The 25924-nt window shown below is 72.1% G+C and carries 2 protein-coding genes; both read right to left on the bottom strand.

Features of this window, described 5'->3' with window-relative positions; translation table 11 throughout:
* Positions 1-41: 41 nt before the first annotated feature.
* Complete coding sequence (locus ACFOW8_RS17090; RefSeq protein ID WP_378551605.1) at positions 42-22586, bottom strand: non-ribosomal peptide synthase/polyketide synthase; 22545 nt, start codon at positions 22584-22586, stop codon at positions 42-44.
* 594 nt (positions 22587-23180) lie between these two features.
* Positions 23181-25460: a polyribonucleotide nucleotidyltransferase gene (locus tag ACFOW8_RS17085; protein ID WP_378551604.1), complete on the bottom strand. Its 2280-nt coding sequence runs from the start codon at positions 25458-25460 to the stop codon at positions 23181-23183.
* Positions 25461-25924 lie beyond the last annotated feature (464 nt).

The raw sequence follows: 25924 nt of genomic DNA, 5'->3' as shown, positions 1-25924 counted from the left end.
CTCGAATGCGGGCAGCTGGCACGACGGCCGGCTCAGCGATTCTATGCGCCCGGCGCCCCCGCCCGCGCAGCGGCCCTGGCCGGGTCACCGGTGCCGGACCCGACCGGAGCGGCCGTGGGGTCGGCGCCGTCGAGGACCGCCGCGATCCGGGCGAGGGCCGCATCGCCGGCCATCGCCCAGTGGGTGGCGGCGATGCCGTGCCGGTGCACGGCGCCGGTAACGGCCTCGACCCAGGTCGCCGCACCCCTGGCGCCGGTGGGGTCGTCGACGGTGGCGGCGAAGTACACGAGATCACCGGTGAACCGACGCGGCCGGTACTCCTCGACCAGCCGTAGCGATTCGGTGGCGGCGTCGAGGATGCGGGTGATCCGGTCGCGGTCCAGCGCGGCCAGCGGTCCGCCCAGGTCGGCCGCGGCGGCGGCCAGACCCGCGGCGTCGAACTCGCGGTCGAACTCGGCGCCCGCCAACCCGCCGAGCAGATCACCGACGGTGGGCGGCGGGGTCTGCTCCGGTGCGTCGCCGAGCCAGCTGTCCATCATCGCCAGCTGTGCCACCTCGGCGCCCTCGGCCTGCAGCAGGGTGGCCACCGCGTGCGCGAGCAGCCCACCCAGCGACCAGCCGAGCAGGTGGTACGGCCCGTCGGGCTGCACCTCGCGGATGGCGCGCACGTAACGGCGCGCCCACGCGTCGATACTGTCCGGGAGTGGTTCGCCCGCGGTGAGAGCCGGCGATTGCAGGCCGTAGACCGGGCGACGCGGATCGAGGTGGCGGGTGAGCCCGGCGAACGACCAGGACACCCCGCCGACGGGATGGATGCAGAACAGGGGCGCACCGGTGCCGCCCGCGCGCAGCGGGAGCAGGACCGCGAACGCGTCGTCGGCCGAATCGTCTTCGGCGCGAAGGCGTTCCACCACCACCGCCGGGGTCGGCCCGGAGAAGAACCACGCCACCGGCACGTCGACGCCAAGCGATCGGCCGAGCCGGGCCGACAGCTGGACCGCGGTGAGCGAGTTGCCGCCGAGGTCGAAGAAGTTGTCGTCCATGCCGATCCGGTCCAGCTCGAGCACCTGGGCGAACTCCTCGGCCACCACGCGCTCGGTCTCGGTGACCGGCCCACGGTAGGCGGCGCGGCGCAGCTGCGGCACCGGCAGCGCCCTGCGGTCGAGCTTGCCGGAGGTGTTCACCGGGAAGGTGTCGAGGACCAGGATCGTGGCGGGCACCAGGTAGCCGGGTAGTTCGGCGGCCAGCGCCGAGCGCAGCCGGGCCGGATCGGCGTTGGGCCCTTCCCGATCCGTGCCGGGCACCACATAGCCGACGAGCCGATCCGCGCCTGCCGCGGCGACCACCGCGGCCGCGGCCTGGGCGAGGCCGGGTTGCCGCAGCAGCGCGGCCTCCACCTCGCCGAGTTCGATCCGCTGACCATTCAGCTTCACCTGCAGATCCGACCGGCCGACATAGTCGAGCGCGGGCGCATCGTGCGCGCCGAGCCGCAACCGGACGAGGTCGCCGGTGCGGTACATCCGCGCGCCCGCCGCCCCGAACGGGTCGGGCACGAACCGCTCGGCGGTGAGCGCGGCGGCACCGAGATAGCCGTGCGCCAGTTGCGCACCGCCGACATACAGTTCACCGACCACGCCCGGTGGGACCGGCCGCAACCGCCCGTCGAGGACATGGAGCCCGGTGTTCCACACCGGGTTTCCGATCGGCACCGTCACCTGGTCGGCATCGGCCACCACGTGACTGCTGACCTGTACGGCGGTTTCGGTCGGGCCGTAGAGATTGATCACCTCGGCGCCGGTCACCACGCGGGTGCGCTGGGCGAGCGCGGCGGGCAGAGCCTCACCACCGGCGAAGATCCGCCGCGGATACCTGAACCCACCGGCCACCGTGTCGACGTCGCTCGATCGCACCGGCCGCGCGCGTTCCACGACGCCGAATTCCGCGCCGACGACCGGCTGGTTCGATTCGAGTTCGGCGAGGTAGGCGGCGAGCACGGTCGGGGCGAACTGGACGGTGTCGACGCCGTGCCGGGCGATCACCTCGGCCAGGTAGGCGGGGTCGGCGTGGCCGCCGGGACGGGCCACGACGATGCGGGCGCCCACCCTGGTCGGGAGCAGCAGTTCCCAGATCGAGGCGTCGAAGGTGATCGGCGTCTTGTGCAGCACGGTGTCGCCCGGTCCGAAGCCGAATTCCGTCGCCATCCAGTGCAACTGGTTGACGATGGCGCCGTGCGGCACGCCGACGCCCTTGGGCTCGCCGGTCGAGCCGGAGGTGAAGATCACGTACGCGGTGTGCTCCGGCCGCAACGGCTGCGCTCGGTCCGCGTCGGTGAGCGGGCCCGCCGGGTAGCCGGTGTGGTCGGTGCGATCGAGCAGGATCAGCTCGGCCGCACCGGTGGCGGGCAGGTCGGCGGCATCGCGGGCGGTGCTGAGCACGCACAGCGGGTGCGCGGTCCGCAGAACGCGGGTGATCCGGTCGGCCGGATGATCCGGGTCGATCGGCAGATAGGTGCCGCCCGCGGTGAGGACCGCGTGCACCGCCACCAGCAGTTCCGGTGAGCGGCGCAGCGCGACCGCGACCGCCGTGTCGGGGCCGACGCCGTGCGCCACCAGGTGGCGGGCGAGCCGGTTGACCCGCGCGGCGAATTCGCCGTAGCCGAGCTCGGTGTCCCCATCGATGACCGCGACCGCCTCGGGTGTCGCGGTGGCCTGGCGGTCGAATCCGGTCGGCAGGACCGCGGCGGGCACCGGATGGGCGGTGTCGCGCCAGGTGTCGAGCAGTTCGCGATCGGCGTCGGTGCGCAGGTCGTGGTCGCCGACGGCCCCGGCCGGGTCGGCGGTGAGCGCGTCGAGCAGCCGCAGGTAGCCCTCGGCGATGCGGGTGGCGGTGCCGACGTCGAACAGGTCGGTGGCGTAGGTGAGGCTCAGCGCGCACCCGCCGTCGGCGGTGCCGGACAGCACCAGGTCCAGGTCGAACTTGGCGATGGTGGTCTCGCTGCCGAGGCCGGTAACGGTGAACTCGGGCACGGTCAGCTCGGCCGGTGCGGCGTCCATGTTCTGGTAGGCGAGCAGCACCTGGAACAGCGGGCTGTGCGCGGTAGAGCGCACCGGGTCGAGCACGTCGACCAACCGTTCGAACGGAACGTCGGCGTGTTCGAAGGCGTCCAGGTCGACCCGCCTGACCTGGGTGAGCAGCTCGGTGAACGAGGCGGCTGGGTCGACGGCGGTGCGCAGCACCAGCGTATTGACGAACATGCCGACGAGCTCGTCCAGCGCCGCTTCGCCGCGACCTGCGACGGGTGTGCCGACCGCGATGTCGCCGGTGCCGGCGAGCCGGGCGAGCAGCACGGCCAGTGCCGCGTGCGCGACCATGAACTCGCTGCCGTCCACCCGCCGGGCGAGCTGCCGAACCCGATGCCAGATCGCCACGGGGACGGTGGCTTCCACGCTCGCACCACGCTGCGAGGCGACCGCGGGACGCGGCCGGTCGGTCGGCAGTTCCAGCAGGCCGGGCAGACCGGTGAGCCGGTCGTGCCAGAAGCGCAGCTGGCGGGCGGCGAGCGAACCGGGATCGTCCTCGCTGCCGAGGACGGCGCGCTGCCACAGCGTGTAGTCGGCGTACTGGACCGCCAGGGGTGCCCAGCCCGGTTCGGCACCCGCCCGGCGCGCCAGATAGGCGGTGGTGGTGTCGCGCAGTAGCGGTCCGGCGGAGAATCCGTCGGCGCTGATGTGGTGGATCACCACCACCAGCACCACATCGTCGGCACCGCAGCGCAGCACCCGCACCCGCACCGGCGGTGCGGCGGTGACGTCGAATCCGCGCCCGATCTCGGCGGCCACCACGGCGGGCACCGCGATCGGGTCGACGGTTTCCACGACCGGGGTCGGCACGAACTGCCAGATAGCTTGGTGTCCGATACCGTCGACGGCCGGGTAGGCGGTGCGCAGTACCTCGTGCCGGTCGAGCACATCGGTGACGGCGGCGGCCAGCGCGTCGGCGTCGACATCGCCGTGCAGCCGCACGGCGATCGGGATGTTGTAGGCCGCGGATTCCGGATCGAGCCGGTTGAGCAGCCACATCCGCTGCTGGGCGGCCGAGAGCGGAATCCGGTGCGGCCGTGCCGATGCGGTGAGCGCGAGGCCTGCCCCGCCGCCGGCCCGTCCGGCCAGGGCTGCGGCCAGGTCCGCGACGGTGCTCGCCTCGAACAGGGTGCGCACCGGCACCCTGGTCGACAGGGCGGCGCCGAGCCGGGCCGCGACCCTGGTGGCGACCAGCGAGTTGCCGCCGAGTTCGAAGAAGTCGTCGTCGAGGCCGACCAGGTCGCGGCCGAGCACCTCGCCGAACACCTCGGCGACGGCCCGCTGCACCGGGGACACCGGGGCGCGGAACGGGGTGGCGACGAATTCCGGTGCGGGCAGCGCCGCCCGGTCGAGTTTGCCCGAGGTGTTGAGCGGGAGCGCGTCGAGCACGACGATCACCGACGGCACCATGTACGACGGCAGCACCGTGGCCACGGCCGAACGCAGCCGCGCGGCATCGAGTTCGGCGCCGGGCACCGCAACGGCGTAGCCGACGAGCCGGTCGCCGGTCGGGCTCGGCGCGACGACGGCCACCGCCTGGCCGACGGTGTCGAGCCCGGTCATGGCGGCTTCGATCTCGCCGAGCTCGATCCGCTGGCCGCGGAACTTCACCTGGAAGTCCTTGCGCGCCAGATACATCAGCACACCGTCGCGGGTCCAGCGAACCAGGTCACCGGTGCGGTACATGCGGTCGCCGGAGCCGCCGAAGGGGTTGGCGACGAAGCGATCGGCGCTGAGTTCCGGCCTGCCGAGGTAGCCGCGGGCCAGCTGGTCACCGGCCAGGTAGAGCTCGCCCGCCACGCCAGGTGCGACCGGTCGCAACCGCTCGTCCAGTACGTAGACCTCGGTGTTCCATTCGGGGACACCGATCGGGACGGTGGGGCCGGTGGCGCCGTCGGCGGGCCAGGCGGTGACCGAGACCGCGGCTTCGGTTGGCCCGTACAGGTTGTGCACCGCCGCAGCGGATTTCGCGGTGACAGCGGCGACCACGTCGGGGGTGAGGGCTTCGCCGATGGCGAGGATCAGGCGCAGGCTCGTCAGCTGGTCGGGCCGGGCGTGCGCGGCGAACACGGCCAGCATCGACGGCACGAAATCGGTGACGGTGATGCCCCTGGCCGCGATCAGCTCGGCCAGGTACTCCGGGTCCCGGTGGCCGTCGGCGGTGGCGAGTACCAGCGTCGCCCCCGCGGCCAAGGGCGCGAAGTATCCCCACACCGACAGATCGAAACCGGCGGCGGACTTCTGCAGGTAGCTGTCGTCGGCACCGATCCGGTACTGCGAGTTCAGCCAGGCGATCTGATTGCGGACACCCGCGCGGCTCATCGCCACGCCCTTGGGCCTGCCGGTCGAGCCGGAGGTGAACAGCACGTAGGCCAGATGCGAATCCCGCAGCGCCGCGGTGAGTTCCGAGGCCGACACCGGATGGTCCGGGTACGCCGCCAGGTCGACGGACTCGAGCACGACGACCGGCGGCGCGGATGTGCCGTGCCGGTCCTGGTCCGTCATGGCCGCGCGGTGCTCCGGCGCCGCGTTCGGCGGCTGCGCGGGCGGAACCTCGAAATCGGTCGCCTCGGTGGTGAGGATCAGGCGGGGGCGGGCGGTGTCGAGGATCTGGGCGATGCGGTCGGCCGGGTGGTCGGGGTCCACCGGGACGTAGGCGCCGCCCGCGGTGAGGACGGCGTACATCGCGACGACGAGATCGACGGAGCGGCGGATCGCGAGGGCGACCGGTACCTCGGGGCCGACCCCCTGCGCGATCAGATACCGCGCCGAACGGTTGACCCTGGCCGCGAACTCGGCGTAGGTCAGTGCCGTGTCACCGGCGACGAGTGCGGTCGCGGCGGGATTGGCGTCGACCATGGCCCGGAAGGGGGCGAGCAGGTCGGCCGCGCGGTCGATCTCGTGCGCGGTCGCGTTCCACTCGGTGAGGACGCGGGTCCGCTCGGCGGGTTCGAGCACGTCGATGGCGTCCAGCGGGGTGTGCGGCGCCGCGGCGACGGCCGCGAGCAGGAGTTCCAGTCTGCGGGCGATCGCCGCCGCGGTCTCGGGGTCGAACACGTCGTCGGCGTAGGTGAGGACGCCGGTGACCCCGGCGGGCGCACCGGCGGTGTAGTCGTCGCCGACGATCAGATGCAGATCGAACTGCGACAGCTCGTTGCCCAGATCGAGCCCGGTCACGGTGATCCCCGGCAGCGCCAGGTCGGCGCGCGCGAAGTTCTGGAACGAGAAGCCGACCTGGAACAGCGGATGCCGTGCGGTGGACCGCGCCGGGTCGAGCACCTCGACGAGCCGTTCGAACGGCACGTCGGCGTGGGCGTAGACGGCGAGGTCGGTGGCCCGCTGCCGGGCGAGCAGCTGCTCGAAGGTCTCCCCCGCCCGCAGCCGGGTACGGAACACCAGCGTGTTGACGAACATGCCGATCAGCTCTTCGGTCGCCGCGTCCCCACGCCCGGCGACCGGCGTGCCGACGGTGATGTCGGCGCTGCCGGAGAGGCGGCCGAGCAGGGCGGCGAACGCGGTGTGCACCACCATGAACAGGGTCGCGCCCGCGCCCCTGGCCAGCTCGGCCAAGCGGGCATGGGTCGCGGCGTCCACGGTGACCGGCACCGTGCCGCCGACCATGGTGCGCACGGCCGGGCGCGGCCGATCCAGCGGCAGGGCGAGTTCGTCGGGGAGCTCGGCGAGTTCACGACGCCAGAAGTCGAGCTGACGGGCGGCCACCGAGGTGGCGTCGGTCTCGTCGCCGAGGACGGCGCGCTGCCACAGCGCGTAGTCGGCGTACTGGAGTGGCAGTGGCGCCCAACCGGGTTCGGCACCGTCGCGGCGGGCGAGGTAGGCGGTCATGAGGTCGCGGACCAGCGGCACGACGGAGGATCCGTCGGCGCCGATGTGGTGCACGACCAGCGCCAGCACCGCCTCCTGATCGGAGATCCGGTAGAGCACGGCCCGCCACGGCACGCCCGCTGTGACGTCGAAGGCGGTGGCGGCCAGCGCCGTCACCTCGGTGAGCACATCCTCGGCGGCGACATCGCGGATCCGCAGGGCCACACCGGCTTCGGCGGCGGAGTGAATCCGCTGCACCGGGCCGTCGGCGGTTTCCGGGTAGTCGGTGCGCAGCACCTCGTGCCGGTCGACCAGGTCGCCGATCGCGGCGGCCAGCGCGGCGGTGTCGAGCGCGCCGGTGAGCCGCACCGCGATCGGCACGTTGTACCCGGCGGAGTCGGGGTCGAACCGGTTCAGGAACCACATGCGCTGCTGGGCGGGCGAGAGCGGGATCAGCGCGGGCCGCTCCCCCGCCACCAGCGCGGGCCTCGCCCCGCCGTCGGCGGTGTCGAGCGCGGCGGCCAGCGCGGCCACCACCGGATTCTCGAAGATCCGCGCCACCGGCACCTGACGGTTGAGCGCGGCACCGAGCCTGGCCGTGACCTTGGTCGCGATCAGCGAGTTGCCGCCGAGATCGAAGAAGTCGTCGTCGGCGCCGACCCGCTCGACGCCGAGCACCTCGGCCAGCACACCGGCGACCAGCTGTTCGGCCGGGGTGGCCGGCGCACGGAACTCGCGCGGCGCCAGCTCCGGTGCGGGCAGCGCGCGCCGGTCCAGCTTCCCTGAGGCGTTGACCGGCAAGGCGTCGAGGACGACGAACGCCGTCGGCACCATATAGGCCGGGAGTGCGCGCTGGAGTGCGGTTCTCACCTGCGCGACATCGATCTCCGATTCCGCGCTGTCTGCCGCCGGCACGAGGTAGGCGGCCAGATAGGCGCCGGTGCCGTCGTCACGGACGGTGACGACCGCCCGCTCGACGGTGTCGAGCCCGGTGAGTGCTGCCTCGATCTCACCCAGTTCGATGCGCAGGCCACGCAGCTTCACCTGGAAGTCGGTGCGGCCCAGGTACTCCAGTTCACCGGTACGGGTGCGGACGACGAGATCGCCGGTGCGGTACATGCGGTCGCCCGGTGTACCGAACGGGTTGGCGACGAAACGGTCGGCGGTCAGGTCGGCGCGGCCGAGGTAGCCGCGGGCGAGCTGGACACCGGCCAGGTACAGCTCGCCGGGGACCCCGACCGGGACCTGACGCAGCCGGGCGTCGAGCACGTGCAGGGCGGTGTTGGCGACCGGTGCGCCGATCGGCACGGTGACGGTGTCGGCGTCGGTGACCTCGTGGAAGCTGACGTCGACCGCGGCCTCGGTCGGCCCGTACAGGTTGTGCACCGCCACCCCTGGCAGCAGGGCGCGCAGCCGCTGCGCGTCGGCGGCGGGCAGTGCCTCCCCGGACGCGAACACCTGCCGCAGCGACACACAGCCCGCGGCGCGCGGTTCGGCGAGGAAGGCGGCCAGCATCGATGGCACGAAATGCGCGACACCGACCCCGGCGCGGGTGACGACCTCGGCCAGGTAGGCGGGATCGCGGTGGCCGTCGGGGCGGGCGATCACCAGGGTGGCACCGATCTGCAACGGCCAGAACAGTTCCCACACCGACACGTCGAAGGTGATCGGGGTCTTCTGCAGTACGGCGGTGGCGGCGTCGAGACGGTAGGTGTCCTGCATCCAGCCGAGCCGGTTCACGATCGCGGTGTGGGTGACCGCGACGCCCTTGGGCTTTCCGGTGGAGCCGGAGGTGAACAGCACGTAGGCCAGGTCGTCGCCGCGCAGCGGCCGCGTCCGTTCGGTGTCGGTGACCGGTTCGGTGGCGAACCCGGCGAGCTCGAGTCGCGCCGGGTCGACGGTCCGGGTGCGCGTCGCGGGGAAGCCGTCGGCGGCGAGCACCAGCACGGGTGCGGCCGTGGTCAGGACATCGGTGATCCGGTCGGCCGGATGGTCGGGGTCGATGGGCAGGTACGCCGCGCCTGCCGCCTGGGCGGCGTACAGCGCGACGAGCAGGTCGAGGCCGCGGCGCAGGCCGACACCCACGATGGTGTCCGGCCCCGCGCCCGCGCCGATCAGCCACCGCGCGAGCCGGGCGACCCGGATCGCGAACTCACCGTAGGTGATCCGTTCACCCTCGAAGTCGAGCGCGACGGCGTCCGGGGTCCTGGCCGCCTGGGCCGCGAACAGCGACACCAGGGTCGCCGTGTGGTCCAGCGGCGCGACGGTGTCGTTCCAGGCGGCGAGCCGCGCGGTGTCGGCGGCGTCGAACAGGTCGATGGCGCCGACCGGCACGGTGTCGTCGGCGACCACCGCTGCGAGCACCCGGACGAACCGCTGTCCGAGGGCCGCGACGGTCTCGGCGTCGAACAGGTCGGTGGCGTAGCGCAGCGCACCGCGCAGGCCGGGTTCGCCGGTGGCGGTAATGATCTCGTCCATCGCGAGCGACAGATCGAACTGGGTGGTGGCGGCGGGCAGCGCGAATTCGCCGATCCGCAGGCCGGGCAGCTCGATGACGGTGTCGTCGCGGTGCTCGAATGCCAGCATCACCTGGACGATCGGCGAGTAGGCGGTCGAGCGCACCGGATCCAGCGCTTCCACCAGTCGTTCGAACGGCAGGTCGGCATGGGCGAAGGCGCGCAGATCCACCGCGCGCACCTGGGCGAGCAGGTCGGCGAAGGCGGTGCCGCCGTCGACCCCGGTCCGCAGCACCAGCGTGTTCACGAACATGCCGACCAGCTCGTCGAGCGCGGCGTCGGCGCGCCCGGCGACCGGGGTGCCGATCGCGATATCGGGTCCGGCGCCGTGCCGCGACAGCAGCACCGCGAAGGCGGCGTGCACCACCATGAAGGTCGAGACGCCGTGACGGCGCGCCAGTTCCGTGATCCCGGCGGCCACCTCGCCCGGCACCTCGAAGACCGCCGACGCGCCCGCCCCGGTGCGCGTGCTCGGCCGTGGCCGGTCGGTCGCCAGCTCCAGCACCGGTGCCAGCCCGGCCAATTCGGTACGCCAGTGGGTCAGCTGCCGGGCCAGCCGTGACCCCGGATCCGCCGCGTCGCCGAGCACGTCGTGCTGCCAGAGCGTGAAGTCCGGGTACTGCACCGGCAGCGGCTCCCACTCCGGCGCCCGCCCCGCGCTGCGTGCGGCGTAGGCCGCGACCAGGTCTCGCGCCAGCGGTGCGGTCGACACCCCATCGGCGGCGATGTGATGTACCGCGAGCACCAGCACATGCTCGGCGTCCGCATCGCCCAACCGGGCTTCGCCCTCGCGAGCCCCGGCCAGCAGCGCCACGCGCACCGGCGGTTCGGCGGTCAGGTCGAAGCCCGCGGTGATGATCTCGCGGACCGCGGCGGGCAGGTCGGCCTCGGCGACCGCCCTGACCTCGGCGACCGGCAGGACGCGTGCGGTCGGCACGACGACCTGGACGGGCCCGTCGGCGTCCTCGGGGAAAACGGTGCGCAGGGATTCGTGGCGATCGAGCAGATCGCGCAGCGCGGCCCACAGGGCGGCGGTGTCCAGGTCACCGGTCAGGCGAAGGGCGATGGGCAGGGTGTAGACCGCCGAATCGGGATCGATCCGGTTCAGCAGCCACAGGCGGGTCTGGGCCAGGGACAACGGAATCCGGGCCGGGCGTGGCGTCACCGCGGTGAGCGGCGGCAGCTGCTCGGCGGCGCTGCCCGCGCGGGCGGCGAGGGCGGCGACGGTCGGGGCGTCGAACACATCGCGCACCTCGAGCCCACTGCCGAGCGCCGCGTTGGCGCGGGCGACCAGGCGCATGGCGAGCAGGGAGTTGCCGCCGACGGCGAAGAAGTCGTCCTCGGCGCCGACCCGCGCCACACCGAGCAGGTCGGCGACCACGCCCGCGAGGACGGTCTGGGTGCCGGGGCGGGGCGCCACATAGGTGGCGGTCACCGACAGGTCGGCGGCCGGGAGCGCGGAGCGGTCCAGTTTGCCCGCGGAGTTGAGCGGCACGGCATCGAGCACCACCAGGTGGGCCGGCACCATGTAGGCGGGGACCAGGCCCGCGACGTGGGCGCGCACGACCGCGGTGTCGACCGGTCCCGCCACGTAGCCGACCAGGCACTGCCGTCCGGCCTCGTCGGTGGCGGGCAGCACGGCGGCATGGCTCACTCCCGGCGCGTCGCCGAGCGCGGCCTCGATCTCGCCCAGCTCGATCCGCAGCCCGCGGATCTTCACCTGGAAGTCGTTGCGGCCCAAGTACACCAGTGCCCCCGACCGATCCCGGCGCACCAGATCACCGGTGCGGTACATGCGCGCCCCGGCATCGGTGAACGGGTCGGCCACGAAGCGGGCGGCGGTCAGATCGGGCCTGCCGAGGTAGCCGCGGGCCAACTGATCGCCCGCCAGATAGAGCTCTCCGACGACACCGGCGGGCACCGGATGCAGCCGCTCGTCGAGCACATAGGCGCGCACATTCCAGGTGGGCCTGCCGATCGGCAGCTCGGTGTGCGCGACCGGCGCGGTGATCTGCGCGAATGTGCTGGTGATGGCCACCTCGGTGGGACCGTAGGTGTTGTGCAGCTCGGCGGGCAGGCTCGCCAGCACCGTGGCCGCCAGCGCGGCCGGCAGTTCCTCGCCGCCGAGGTGCAGCATGCGCAGTCCGCGCAGGTCGTCGGCGAGACCCTCGGCGAGCATGGCCGCCAGTACCGAGGGCACGAACTCGGCCACGGTGACACCCTGTTCGCGCACCACGCGGGCCTGGTAGGCCAGATCGAGATGGCCGCCGGGCCGCAGCAGCACCACGGTGGCCCCGAGCAGCGCCGGGCACAGCAGTTCCCACAGCGACACATCGAAGGTGAGCGGTGCCCGCTGCATCAGCCGATCGGCTGCGGTGAGCCCGTACTCCCCACGCAGCCAGCACAATTCGTTGACCACCGCGCGGTGCGATACCAGCACGCCCTTGGGCAGGCCGGTCGAGCCGGAGGTGAACAGCGCGTACGCCGGATGGTCGGGATGCAGCGGAGCCAGGCGCTCGGCGTCGGTGACCGGCCCGCCCGACACCGGCGCCCGCCCCTGATCCTCCAGCTGGGCGACGGTGAGCACCGGGAAGCCGGAGCGCGAGGCGGCGGCGAAATGCACCGAGGCGGTGGCCGATCGGATTCCGCTGTCGACGTGGTCGAGGTCGCCCGCACCTGCCGCGATCACCAGCCGTGGTGCCGCGGTCGCCAGGACGTGCCCGATCCGGTCGGCGGGCTGGGCCGGGTCGATCGGCACGTACACCCCGCCCGCGGCGAGGACACCGTGCAGCACCACCAGCAGCTCGATCCCGCGCGGCACGGCGACCGCGACCGTGGTCTCCGGGCCGACACCGCATTCGATCAGCCTGCGCGCGAGGCGATTCGCGCGGGCGGCCAGCGCGCCGTAGGTGATGTCGGTGCCTTCGAAGACGGCGGCCACGGCGTGCGGATTCCGGGCGGCGGCCGCGTCGACCAGGTGCGCGGCCAGCGGGGCCGCCACACCGAGTTCGGCCAGGGGCCGCGCGAGCGGCACGATATCGCCGTGCGGGCCGATCGCCCCGGCGGGGTCGTCGAGCAGGGCGAGGTCGCCGACGGCGGTGTCCGGCTCGGTGACCGCCGCCCGTAGCACCCGTTCGAGCATCGCGGCGAGGTCGGTGACGGTGCCCGCGTCGAACAGATCGGTGGCGTAGCGCAGTTCGAGATCCATACCGTCGGCGGTGCCGTCGGCGGCGTGCCGGTCGACGAAGGTGAAGTCCAGGTCGACTTCGATCGGCGCGTCCGGCATGGGCACCGCCGACAGGGTGAGCCCGGGCAGTTCGAACGCGCTGACGCGCTGGTTCTGCAAGGCCAGCGACACCTGATACAGCGGCGAATAGCCCTGGGAACGTGCCGGGTTGAGCGCGTCCACCAGAGTTTCGAACGGCACGTCGGCATGTTCGAAGGCGTCGAGATCACCCGCGCGGACGGCGTCGAGCAGGTCGCCGAACCGGGTCGCGGGATCGACCCGCGCGCGCAGCACCACGGTGTTGACGAACATGCCGACGATCTCGTCGAGTTCGCGATGCCCACGCCCGGCGACCGGAGTGCCGACCACGATGTCGCTGCCCGCGGACAGCCGCGCCAGCAGCACCGCGAGTCCGGCGTGCAGCACCATGAACGGTGTGGCCCGCCGAGCCAGTGCCAATTCCTCGATACGCCGGTGCAATTCGGCGTCGAGCACGGTGGTGACGGTGGCGCCCCGGTTCGAGGCGATCAGTGGCCTGCGGCGGTCGGCGGGCAGGGTGAGCACATCGGGGAGACCGGCCAGCCGGTCGGTCCAGTAGGCGAGCTGGCGGGCCAGTGGCGCCGCGGCGTCGTCGACGCTGCCGAGACCCTCGGCCTGCCACAGCGCGTAGTCGGCGTAGTGCACGGTGAGCGCCGGCAGGTGCGGTTGCGCGCCTGCCGTCCTCGCCGCATAGCCTGCCACCAGATCGCGGGTCAGCGGGCCCATCGACCAGCCGTCGGCGGCGATATGGTGCACCACGAGCACGAGCACGTGCTCGCTGGCGTGCACTCGCAGCAGCGCCGCGCGTACCGGCACCTCGGTGGTGATGTCGAAACCACCGGCCAGCACGGCCGCGACCGCGGCGGGCACCGCGGCGGCGGTCGTGTCGGTCACCGTCAGCTCGGGCACGAACGGGACGCCGACGAGCTGGGTGGCGCGGCCGTCGAATTCTGGGTAGGTGGTGCGCAAGGTTTCGTGCCGGGCGATCAGGTCGGCCAGTGCCCCGCGCAGGGCGGTGATGTCCAGCTCGCCGCGCATCCGCAGGGCGACCGGGATGTGGTAGGCGGTCGAGTCCGGGTCGAAGCGGTGCAGGAACCACATCCGCTGCTGGGCGGGCGAGAGCGGAATCCGCTGCGGCCGTTGCCCGGCCACCGGACCGCGCCTGCTCCCGGTGCCGCGCAGGGCGTCGAGGCGACGTGCCAGCGCCTCGACCGTGCTCGTCTCGAACAGCTCGCGCACCGGCACCCCGGCATCCAGTGCGGTCCCCAGCCTGGCCGTCACCTGGGTGGCCAGCAGGGAGTTGCCGCCGAGCGCGAAGAAGTCGTCCCCGGCACCCACCCGGTCCACCCCGAGCACGGCGGCGAAGGTGGCCGCGACGATCCGTTCGGTGGTGGTCGCCGGTTCGCGGAGATCGCGGTCGGGTTGTTCCGGTGCAGGCAGCGCCCGCCGGTCCAGCTTGCCCGCGACGGTGAGCGGGAGTTCGTCGAGGAACACATAGGCGCCGGGCACCATGTACGACGGCAGCACGGCCGCGACGGCGGCGTCCAGGGTCGCCGGGTCGGGAGATCCGGCGGCCGGAACGAGGTAGGCGACGAGCCGGTCGGGGCGGCCGTCCTCGGCACGGACGAGCACGACGGCGCGGTCGATCCCGGGGACCGAGGTCAGGGCGGACTCGATCTCGGCGGGCTCGATGCGCAGGCCGCGCAGCTTCACCTGGAAGTCGGTGCGGCCCAGGTAGTGCAGAGCGGGGCCGTCGGGCCCGGTGCGCCAGGCCACGAGATCACCGGTGCGGTACAGACGCTCGCCGCTACCGTGTGGGTCGGCCACGAAGCGTTCGGCGGTCAGGCCGGGGCGGCGGTGGTAGCCGTCGGCGAGCTGGACACCGGCCACGTACAGTTCGCCGGGCACCCCTGCGGGCACCGGACGCAACCGCGAATCCAGCACGTATACCCGGGTATTGGCGACGGGCGTCCCGATCGGGACGACAGCGGCCGTCTCCGCGCCCGCTTCGCGCGTGGTGACCTGGATGGCGGTCTCGGTGGGACCGTACAGGTTGACCACGCGCGCACCGGTGCCGGTGCGCACCCGCCGGGCCAGCTCGGTGGGGAGCGCTTCGCCGCCGGCGAAGACCAGCCGCAGCGAATCGGTGGTCGCCGGTTCGGCGGCGACGGCGGCCAGTACCGAGGGCACGTACTGCACCACGCTCACCCGGTGCCTGGCGGTGGCGGCGGCCAGGTAGGCCGGGTCACGATGTCCGTCGATGGTGGCGAGCACCAGTCGGGCGCCGGTCTGCAAGGGCCACAGCAGTTCCCATACCGAGGCGTCGAAGGTGAACGGTGTCTTCTGCAGGACGGTGTCGTCGGCGGTGAGACCGTATTCGCGCTGGAGCCACCGCAGCTGGTTGACCGCCGCCCGATGCGATACGGCCACCCCCTTCGGCCTGCCGGTGGAACCGGAGGTGAACAGTACGTAGGCCAGGTGTTCGGGCCGCAACGTGGCGCGCCGCTCGTCTTCGGTGATCGGATGATCGGGCAGGTCGGCGAGGTCGAGCTCGTCGAGCGAGAGCACCGAATCCGCCACCGGCAGCTCGTGTCCGGTCGCGGTCAGCACGCAGACCGGTGCCGCCAGATCCAGGACATAACTGTTGCGCTCGGCCGGATGATCGGGATCGATCGGGACGTACGCGGCGCCCGCGGCCAGCACGGCATGCACCGCGACCACCTGATCCAGGCCACGCCGCAGCGCCACCGCGACCACGCTCCCCGGCCCCGCGCCCAGCCCGATCAGGTACCTGGCCAGCCGCGCCACCCGGCCACCGAACTCGGCGTAGGTCAGCGCGGGGCAACCAGCGGCCACCGGGAGCGCTGGTGCCGTGCGGTCCGATGTCGCCGAAACGTCGTTCGGCCCGGCGATCTCGCGGGACTGGACGGCGGCCACGGCGCGGGCCCCGTCGTCGCCTCGCCCGGCGGGGTCGCTGTCCACGACAACGGCGATGGTCTCGGGTGTCGCGGACACCTGGGCGGCGAACAGCGACGGGAGAGTGGCGGTGTGGTCGAAGTCGGCCTCGGTGGCGTTCCAGGCGCTGCGCAGGGTGGTGTACTCGGCCGGGTCGAGCAGGTCGATGTCGCCGACGGCGCTGGTCGGGTCGGCGAGCAGGCCGGTGAGCAGGCGATGCAGGCGGTCGGCGAAACCGGCGACGGTGGCCTGGTCGAACAGGTCGGTGGCGTACACGAACGCCCCGGAGATGCCCGCGGGCGACCCGGTGTCGTCACGGTGCTCGGTGAGGGTGAGTTCGAGGTCGAATTTCGCGACGGCGGTCGGCAGGTCGAAACCGGCGACGGTCAGACCGGGCAGGACGACCTCGCCGCCGGTGTCCTCGTTGAGCGAGAGCAGCACCTGGAACAGCGGGTTGCGCGCGGTGGAGCGCACCGGGTCGAGCGCCTCGACCAGCCGCTCGAACGGGACGTCGGCGTGCTCGAAGGCCGCCAGGTCGGTCGCCCGAACCCGGGCGAGGAGCTCGGTGAACGCCAGGTCGAGCGGCACCTCCGTGCGCAACACCAGGGTGTTGACGAACATGCCGACGAGATCGTCGAGCGCCCGCTCGCCGCGCCCGGACACCGGGGTCCCGACGGCGATGTCGGTAGTCGCCGACAACCGCGCCAGCAACACCGCGAACACCGCGTGCGCCGCCATGAACACGGTGACCCCGTGTGCGCGAGCGACATCCGCCAGTGCACGATGGGTGGCGGCATCGATATCGACCGCGTGCACCGCCCCGCGCCGGGACGCGACCGCGGGCCTGCGCCGATCGGCGGGCAGATCCAGCTGCTCCGGCACCCCGGCGAGGGTCTCCCGCCAGAATGCCAGCTGCTGGCCCGCCACCGATGCCGGATCGGCAGCGTCGCCGAGCACCGCGTGCTGCCACAGCGCGTAGTCGGCGTACTGCACCGGCAGCGGCGTCCAGTCCGGTGCCCGGCCCGCCGCCCGCGCGCTGTACGCGGCGAGCACATCCCGGATGAGCGGACCGAACGAGAACCCGTCGGCCGCGATGTGATGCAGCACGATCACCAACACGTACTCGGCCGGGTCAACCCGCCACAGCGCGGCCCGGACCGGCGCGTCGATCGTGAGGTCGAAGCCGGTGGCCGCGAAGGCGCGGACGGCACCTGGCAGCGCGGCCGCCTCGACGATCCGCGGCAGCACCTCGCCGACCGTACCCGCGGCAGGCAGGATCTCGGCTACGGCGTGACCGTCGCGTTCCGGGTAGCGGGTGCGCAGCACTTCGTGCCGGTCGAGCACATCGGTGATCGCGGCCTGGAGCGCGGCCGGATCGAGGGCACCGATGAGCCGCACCGCCATCGGGATGTTGTCGGTGGCCGAACCAGGATCGAACCGGTTGAGGAACCACATGCGCTGCTGCGCGGGCGAGAGCGGCAGCGTCTCCGGGCGCGCCCCGGCGACGAGCGCGGGCCCGGCGCCGGTGCCGCGCGTGCGGTCCACCGCGGCGGCGAGGGCGCGCACGACGGGAGTGTCGAAGAGCTGGCGGACCGGGACGCGCGCGTCCAGGTCGGTACCGAGCCGAGCCATGAGCCGGGTCGCCAGCAGCGAGGTGCCGCCGAGTTCGAAGAAGTCGTCGTCGCGGCCGACCCGGTCCACCTCGAGCACCTCGGCGAAGGCGGCGGCCACGGCCGTTTCGGTGGCCGTCTCCGGCGCGCGGTAGGCGGCGGCCTCGAACACGGGCGCGGGCAGCGCGGAGCGGTCCAGCTTGCCGACCGGTGTCAGTGGCACCGCGTCCATGGCGACGATCGTGGCGGGCACCATGTGGGCGGGCAGCTGGGCCGCCGCGTGGGCCAGCAGCGCCGCCGTGTCGATCCGGGCGCCCGCGGCCGGCACCACATACGCGACGAGCAGAGTCGCGCCCGCCTCGGTGCGATGACCGATCGTGGCGGCGAAGCCGACGTCGGAGTGCCTGCCGAGCACCGCGTCGATTTCGCCCAGCTCGATCCGGAAGCCACGCACCTTCACCTGGAAGTCGTTGCGGCCCAGGTACTCCAGTTCGTCCACCCCGGCCCGCCGCACCCAGCGCACGGTGTCGCCGGTCCGGTACATCCGGTCGCCAGGCGCACCGTACGGATTGCCGACGAACCGGTCCGCCGTGAGGCCGGGCCTGCGGTGATAGCCCAGAGCCAACTGTGGGCCCGCGATGTACAGCTCGCCGACGACTCCCGCCGGGACCGGGCGCAGGCGTTCGTCGAGCACCAGCTCGGTCGTGCCCGCCACCGGCGCGCCCAGCGTGATCGGCGTCGCCGCCGTGAGCGGTTCGCTGATATTGGCGACGATGGTGGTCTCGGTCGGGCCGTACCCGTTGTGGAAACGCAGGCCGGGGATCGCGGTGGTCCACCTCGCCACCAGTTCGGCCGGGCACGCCTCACCACCGACGACCACCACGCGCAGGTCGGTCAGTCCTGCCGGGTCGACCGTCGCCAGCGCCGACGGCGTGATGATCACATGGGTCACCCGTTCGGCCCGCAACAGGTCACGCAGCTCGGCGCCGCCGAACACCCCTGGCGGCGCGACCACCATGGTGGCGCCCGCGGCGACGGTGAGCAGCAGTTCAGCGACGGAGATGTCGAACGAGGGCGAGGACACATGCAGCACCCGCGCGTCGGCCGTGGCCAGATACCGTCGCGCCTGCACCGGCAGGTGGGCACTGACCGCGCGGTGCGGGATCACCACGCCCTTGGGCAGACCGGTGGTCCCGGAGGTGTAGATGACATAGGCGGGGTCGCGCGGATCCAGCGCGCGGCGGGACACCGCACCGGCCGCCGCCGCAAGCCCCTGGCCGGCATCCGACCTGGTGTCGGCATCCGGGTCGATCACGCCGCAGCGCTCGCCGCCCGCGCCGAACGCGGTGGTGGCACGCGCGTCTTCGGCGGCACGGTGATCGGACACGGCGGTCCCGTCGACAGCGATACCGTCGGAACCGGCGAGCCCGGCTCCGTCGGCCCGGGGAGCATCGATGGTGAGCCAGTCGAGTGCCGTCGGCAGCTCGGCCCGCACGGCGGCAGTGGTGATGCCCGCTGCCGCACCGGAATCCGACAGCATGTGGGCGATGCGCTCGGCCGGATAGTTCGGATCGACGGGCAGGAAGGCGGCGCCGCAGCGCACGACGGCCCAGACCGCGGTGACCGAGGCGGCCGAGCGGGGAATGCTCACCGCGACGATATCGCCAGGACCGATCCCCGCCGCACGCAGCCGCCGCGCGATCCGGGTGGCGGCGGCGTCGAGCTCACCGTAGGTGCGGGTGTCCGCGCCGTCGCGCAGCGCCACCGCGGTGGGGTCGGCGGCCGCCAGTGCCAGCACGTCGGGCAGCAGCGGCGCGGGCGTGACCGGACCGCCGGTGCGCGTGGTCAGCTCGGTGAGTTCGCCGTCGAGCAGCAGCGGTAGGTCCGCGACCGGGGTGGCGGGCGCGGCGGCGACGGCGGTGAGCAGACCGGTGAAGCGCCGGGCCATGGTCGCGACCGTCGCGCGGTCGAACAGGTCGGTGGCGTAGGAGAATTCGCCGGACAGTCCGGCGGCGGACTCGCGCAGCGTCACCGACAGGTCGAATTTCTCGATGTCGTAGGGCAGGTCGACGGCCGTGGCGCGCAGGCCGGGCAGCGCGAAGTCGGCGGGCGGCAGGTTCAGCAGCGACAGCGCCACCTGGAACAGCGGATGGCGGCCCGCCGACCTGACCGGTGCCAGTACCTCGACGAGCCGCTCGAACGGCAGGGTGGTGTGTGCGAAGGCCGCGACGTCGTCGGTGCGGACCCGGCCGAGCAGGTCCGCGAACGATTCGGCGCCGTCGACCCTGGTCCGCAGCACGGCGGTGTTGACGAACATGCCGATCACGTCGTCGAGCTCGGCGGCCCCACGCCCGGCGACCGGGGTGCCGACGGCGACGTCGGTGCTGCCCGACAGCCGCGCCAGCAGCACCGAAAGGGCCGCGTGCAGCACCATGAAAATGGTCGCGCCCTCGGCGGCGGCGACGGCGCGCAGGCCGGCCACCAGATCGGCGTCGAGTTCGAACCCGACCCGGTGCCCGCGCATCGACGCCACAGCGGGCCGCGGACGGTCCGTCGGCAGGCTCGACTCGTCCGGCAGCTCCGCCAACGTGGTACGCCAGTAAGCGATTTCCCGGCCCGCGCGGGATTCGGCATCGTCCTCGGCGCCGAGCAACTCCCGCTGCCACAGTGTGTAGTCGGCGTACTGCACCGGCAACGGCGCCCAATCCGGCGCCGCCCCACCGGTTCTGGCCTGGTAGGCCACCATCGTGTCGCGCACCAGCGGCCCGGCCGACCATCCGTCGGCGGCGATGTGGTGCACCACGAGCACGAGCACATGATCACCGTCGACCTCGAACAACCGCACCCGCATCGGCGGCGCGACCGTCACATCGAAGCCTGCCTCGAGCACGGCGGCCAGCGCACCGCGGAGCTCGGAAGCACCGATGCCGATCGGCGCGAGCAACGCGCCATCGGCCGCCGACCGCGCGAGACGGTCGCGCCCAGCCGCCGCGGCTTCGTCGGCGAGGGCGCGCAGGGCCTGATCGATGGTCAGCACGTGCTGGGTGCCCACCCCGTCGCGTTCTGGATACGCCGTGCGCAGCACCTCGTGCCGGGCGAGCAGGTCGCCGACCGCGGCGCGCAGGGCAGGCAATTCGAGGTCACCGGACAGGCGAACCGCGATCGGGATGTTGTAGGCGCCGGATTCGGGGTCGAAGCGGTTCAGGAACCACATGCGCTGCTGGGCGGGTGAGAGCGGCAGCACCTCGGGACGCGCTCCGGCGACCAGGGCCGGACGGTCGTCGGCCCGCCCGTCCTCGACGAGTTTCGCCAGCACCGCGACGGTAGGGCTGTCGAAGAAGTCCCGGACATCCACGCGCACACCGAAACTCGCCTGCAACCTGGCGACTGCTCGGGTCGCGACGAGCGAGTTGCCGCCGAGCCGGAAGAAGTCGTCGTCGAGGCCGACGGCGTCGACCCCGAGCAGCTCGGCGAACAGGTCGGCGACGGCGCGTTCGGTCGCGGTGACCGGTGCCCGGAACTCGGCGGCCGCGACCCGGAAGTCCGGCTCCGGCAACGCCTTCCGGTCCAGCTTGCCGCTGGCATTGATCGGCATGGCGGGCAGCCGCACCAACAGCGCGGGCACCATGTACTCCGGCATCGCCGCCTTCGCGTGCGCGAGCAGGTCGGCCTCGTCGAGCTCGGCACCGTCGACACAGGTCACATAGCCGACCAAAGCCTCCCCCGCCGCGTGCCGGTGCAGTACCACCGCCGCGTTGGCGACCCGCGGATGCGTCGCCAGCACCGCCTCGATCTCCCCGAGCTCGATCCGCAGACCGCGCAGTTTCACCTGGAAGTCACTGCGCCCCAGGTACTCCAGCTCGTCACCACCGGGCAGACCGCGCACCAGGTCGCCGGTGCGGTACATGCGCTCGCCGGGCTGCCCGAACGGGTTGGCCACGAACCGGTCGGCGGTCAGCCCCGGCCGCGCCACATAGCCACGCGCCAGCTGGACACCGGACAGATACAGCTCACCCACCACTCCGGCGGGCACCGGATCGAGGTTCTCGTCCAACACCAGCAGTCCGGTGTCGTCGGCGGGACCGCCGATCGGCACCGAGACCGTGTCCGCGGCGGTCACCGCATGCGCGGTGACGTCGACCGCGGCCTCGGTCGGCCCGTACAGATTGTGCAGCGCGGCATCCGACAGAGCACGCAGGCGGGCGGCGGTGGCGGCGGGCAGCGCCTCACCGGAGGCGAACACCAGCCGCAGCGACGACAGGTCCACCGGCGTCTCGGCCAGCTCACCGACGAACGCGGCCAGCATCGACGGCACGAAATGGGTGACGCTCACCTGATGTTCGGCGATCAGCGCGGCCAGGTAGGCCGGGTCACCGTGCCGTCCCGGTTCGGCGACCACCAGCCGGGCGCCGATCTGCAGGGGCCAGAACAGTTCCCACACCGACACGTCGAAGGTGTACGGCGTCTTCTGCAGGACCACATCGGCCGGGGTCAGCGGATAGCCGCGCTGACGCCAGTCCAGGTTGGCCACGATCGCACTGTGCGTGACCGCGACACCCTTGGGCCTGCCGGTCGAGCCCGAGGTGAAGATGACATAGGCCGTATTGCCCGTGGCGGCCCGCCGCTCGACCGCCGCCGGCGCCGCCGACCAGTCGAGATCGTCGGTGCGCAGCACCGGGAAGCCGGCCAGATCCGGCTCATCGCAGGCTCGCGTCACCACCACCAGCGGGCGCGCCACGTCGAGCACATAGCGCAGCCGGTCCGCCGGATGATCGGGGTCGAGCGGCACGTAGGCCCCGCCGGCGCGCACGATGGCGTGCACGGCGACGATCAGCTCGATGCCGCGACGTAGCGAAAGCCCGACCAGCACCTCGGGCCCGACGCCGAGCTCGACCAGCCGCGCGGCCAGAACGCCCACCCTCGCGTCGAATTCGGCGTAGGTCAGGAGCGTGTCACCGAAGCACACCGCGACGGCGTCCGGGGTCCGGGCCACCTGCTCGGCGAATCGGTCGGCCAGCGTCGGCGCGGTGGGCACCACCACGCCGAGTACGGCCATCGCGTCGGCGGCGAGCGACTCCAGCAGCACACCGAAGGTACCGTCGGCGGCGTCGAGCACGTCGGGGAACAGTTCGGCCAGCACCACCTGCACCAGTGTCTGGGCGTCCAGCGCACCACCGGTCAGCTCCGCCATGGCGGTGAGCTTGCCGTCGAGGTCGGCATACGACACCGTCGCCGCACCGAATGCCACCGCGGACCTGGCCGGTTCCAGTGCCGCGACCGCCGCCACCAGCGCCGCCAACTGCTCTGTTCCCGCGCGCGCCGGAGTGGTGTTGGTCATCTGGACTGCCTTCCCTCTACCGACCGCAGGAGACGCCACGCGGCCGCGAAACAAACTCTCGAACTCCCCGCACCCACCGGTGACGGGCTCGGCGCGGGGCGGCCGATACCGGGGCACCCTGCCCGGAAGCCACCCACTCACACCGGCATTCAGCACGATCGGCTATGACACGATCCGCGCATTCCGGCTCACCGCCATCGGGTACATGCCCTCCAGCTATGACTCGGCTATCCCCGACCTCCATCGTCGACCACATCACCCGGCACCCATGCCCGCAGACGACTGAAGCGTATTCGGTCCGGTAATAAACCGGACCAGATTCCGTCAAAATCTCCCACACCGGGCTGGATCGGCGGCGCCGAGAACCCTCCAGCAATCGGACCGCATACGCCGAGGGGACGGCCGGAGCGCAGTCGCGGGGAAATGCGACTCGACGGCCGTTCACATACTGTGTCCGCCAACACTATGTGAAACAACGTTGCATCACCGTTGCATCGCAGTGATTCGCACCACGTCCACAGGTCGCCGAGACGACGAAACCCCCGCCGTAGGCAACGGCGGGGGTTTCGAGGCGGAAGAAGCTACCGCTGGCGACTACTCGGCGGCGGCGTCCACGGACTCGGTCTCGGCGGCGGGCTCGGCCGCCGCGGCCTCGTCCTCCACCGGGATCAGCGAGATCTTGCCACGGTTGTCGATGTCGGCGATCTCCACGCGCAGCTTGTCACCGACGTTCACCACGTCCTCGACCTTGGCGACCCGCTTGCCCTGACCCAGCTTGGAGATGTGCACCAGGCCGTCGCGGCCCGGCAGCAGCGAGACGAACGCGCCGAAGGCGGTGGTCTTGACGACCGTGCCGAGGAAGCGCTCGCCGACCTTCGGCAGCTGCGGGTTGGCGATCGCGTTGATCGCGTCGATCGCGGCCTGAGCCGATGGCCCGTCGGTCGCACCGACGAACACGGTGCCGTCGTCCTCGATGGAGATGTTGGCGCCGGTGTCCTCGGTGATCTGGTTGATCATCTTGCCCTTGGGCCCGATGACCTCGCCGATCTTGTCGACCGGGATCTTGATCGCGGTGACGCGCGGCGCGTACGGGCTCATCTCGTCCGGGGTGGCGATGGCCTCGGCCATCACGTCCAGGATGGTGGTGCGCGCGTCGTGTGCCTGGTTCAGCGCACCGGCGAGCACCTGCGAGGGGATGCCGTCCAGCTTGGTGTCCAGCTGCAGCGCGGTGACGAAATCACGGGTGCCCGCGACCTTGAAGTCCATGTCACCGAAGGCATCCTCGGCGCCGAGGATGTCGGTGAGCGCGACGTAGCGGACCTCGTCCTCACCCTTGTCATTGGTGACGGTGTCCGACACCAGACCCATGGCGATACCCGCGACCGGCGCCTTCAGCGGCACACCGGCGTTGAGCAGCGACAGGGTGGAGGCACACACCGAACCCATCGAGGTGGAGCCGTTGGAGCCCAGCGCCTCCGAGACCTGACGGATGGCGTAGGGGAACTCCTCCTGCGAGGGCAGCACCGGCATCAGCGCACGCTCGGCGAGCGCGCCGTGGCCGATCTCGCGGCGCTTGGGCGAACCGACACGGCCGGTCTCACCGGTGGAGAACGGCGGGAAGTTGTAGTGATGCATGTAGCGCTTGGTGGTCTCCGGGCCGAGCGAGTCGACCTGCTGGGCCATCTTCACCATGTCCAGGGTGGTGATGCCCATGATCTGGGTCTCGCCACGCTCGAACAGCGCCGAACCGTGGGCGCGCGGGATCACGGCGACCTCGGCGGACAGCGCGCGGATGTCGGCCAGCCCACGGCCGTCGATGCGGAAGCCGTCGGTGAGGATGCGCTGACGCACCAGCTTCTTGGTGACCGAGCGGAACGCGGCGCCCAGTTCCTTCTCGCGACCGGTGAAGTCCTCGCCGAGCCGGGAGAGCACATCCAGCTTGATCTCGTCGATCTTGGCCTCGCGGGCCTGCTTGTCGGCGATCGACAGCGCCTCGTTGAGCTCACGCTTGGCGGTGCCCTCGACGGCCTCGAACACATCGGCCGCGTACGGCGGGAAGAGCGGGAACTCCTCGGTGGGCTTGGCGGCCAGGGTCGCCAGGTCCGACTGCGCGCGGCACAGGCGGGCGATGAACGGCTTGGCGGCCTCCAGCCCCTCGGCGACGACGGCCTCGGTCGGCGCCTGCGCGCCGCCCTCGATCAGCGCGATGACCCTGTCGGTGGCCTCGGCCTCGACCATCATGATGGCGACGTCACCGGACTCGGTGACACGACCGGCGACGACCATGTCGAAGACCGCGTCCTCGAGCTGCTCCACGGTCGGGAACGCGACCCACTGGCCACCGATCAGGGCCACGCGCACGCCGCCGACCGGGCCGGAGAACGGCAGGCCGGAGATCTGGGTGGACGCCGAGGCGGCGTTGATGGCCACCACGTCGTAGAGGTCCTGCGGATCCAGGCTCAGCACGGTGACCACGACCTGGATCTCGTTGCGCAGGCCGTCGACGAACGACGGGCGTAGCGGACGGTCGATCAGGCGGCAGGTGAGGATCGCGTCGGTGGAGGGGCGGCCCTCGCGACGGAAGAACGAGCCAGGGATGCGGCCCGCGGCGTACATGCGCTCCTCGACGTCGACCGTGAGCGGGAAGAAGTCGAACTGGTCCTTGGGGTGCTTACCGGCGGTGGTCGCCGACAGCAGCATGGTCTCGTCGTCCAGGTAGGCGACCACGGAGCCGGCGGCCTGCTTGGCGAGGCGGCCGGTCTCGAAGCGGATGGTGCGGGTGCCGAAGCTGCCGTTGTCGATCAGCGCGACCGATTCGAAAACACCGGGCTCGACCTCGACCGCGGTCGAAGCACGTTCAGTTGTCTGCGTCATATTTCTTCTCTCGACCTCTCGTCTCGCCGGAGCGCAGCACCATGCGGGCGCGAACCGGCTGTTCGTCAGCCGTACCGGACACGGACACGTGGGAACACTCGTGGCTACCACGCGCAGCACCCGACCGGATCCCCTTGGCTGGAACGTTCCACGAGAGGGGCGACGCGGAGGCGATCATCGATCGAAGCCCGACGGCGGCGGCGAACACCTGCCGAAAGGCCACTACCGAAGACCGACGCCACGCGGACGGATGCACACGGCTGTCACATGTTGTAGTGCACGCGGAAACCCGATGGTCGCCGAATACACGAATAGCCAACAGGATGAAGTGTACTTCTTCCTGTTGGCTATCGAGCGACCGCCTCCAGCGAAAGGCGTGTCCAGCACACCCAGCCCGCACGAGACCCGACTCTGAGGAGGGTCCGCCGCGTCAGCGGCGGTCGCGGCCCGTCCCGTCGATCAGG

Origin of the sequence: Nocardia rhizosphaerae, assembly GCF_042650365.1 — a bacterium.
GTDB classification, from domain to species: domain Bacteria; phylum Actinomycetota; class Actinomycetes; order Mycobacteriales; family Mycobacteriaceae; genus Nocardia; species Nocardia rhizosphaerae.
This window is presented reverse-complemented; position numbering and strand designations above follow the sequence as displayed.

Coding starts and splice junctions, on each gene's coding strand:
- ACFOW8_RS17090 (WP_378551605.1), bottom strand. CDS start 22,586: ATGACCAACACCACTCCGGCGCGCGCGGGAACAGAGCAGTTGGCGGCG.
- ACFOW8_RS17085 (WP_378551604.1), bottom strand. CDS start 25,460: ATGACGCAGACAACTGAACGTGCTTCGACCGCGGTCGAGGTCGAGCCC.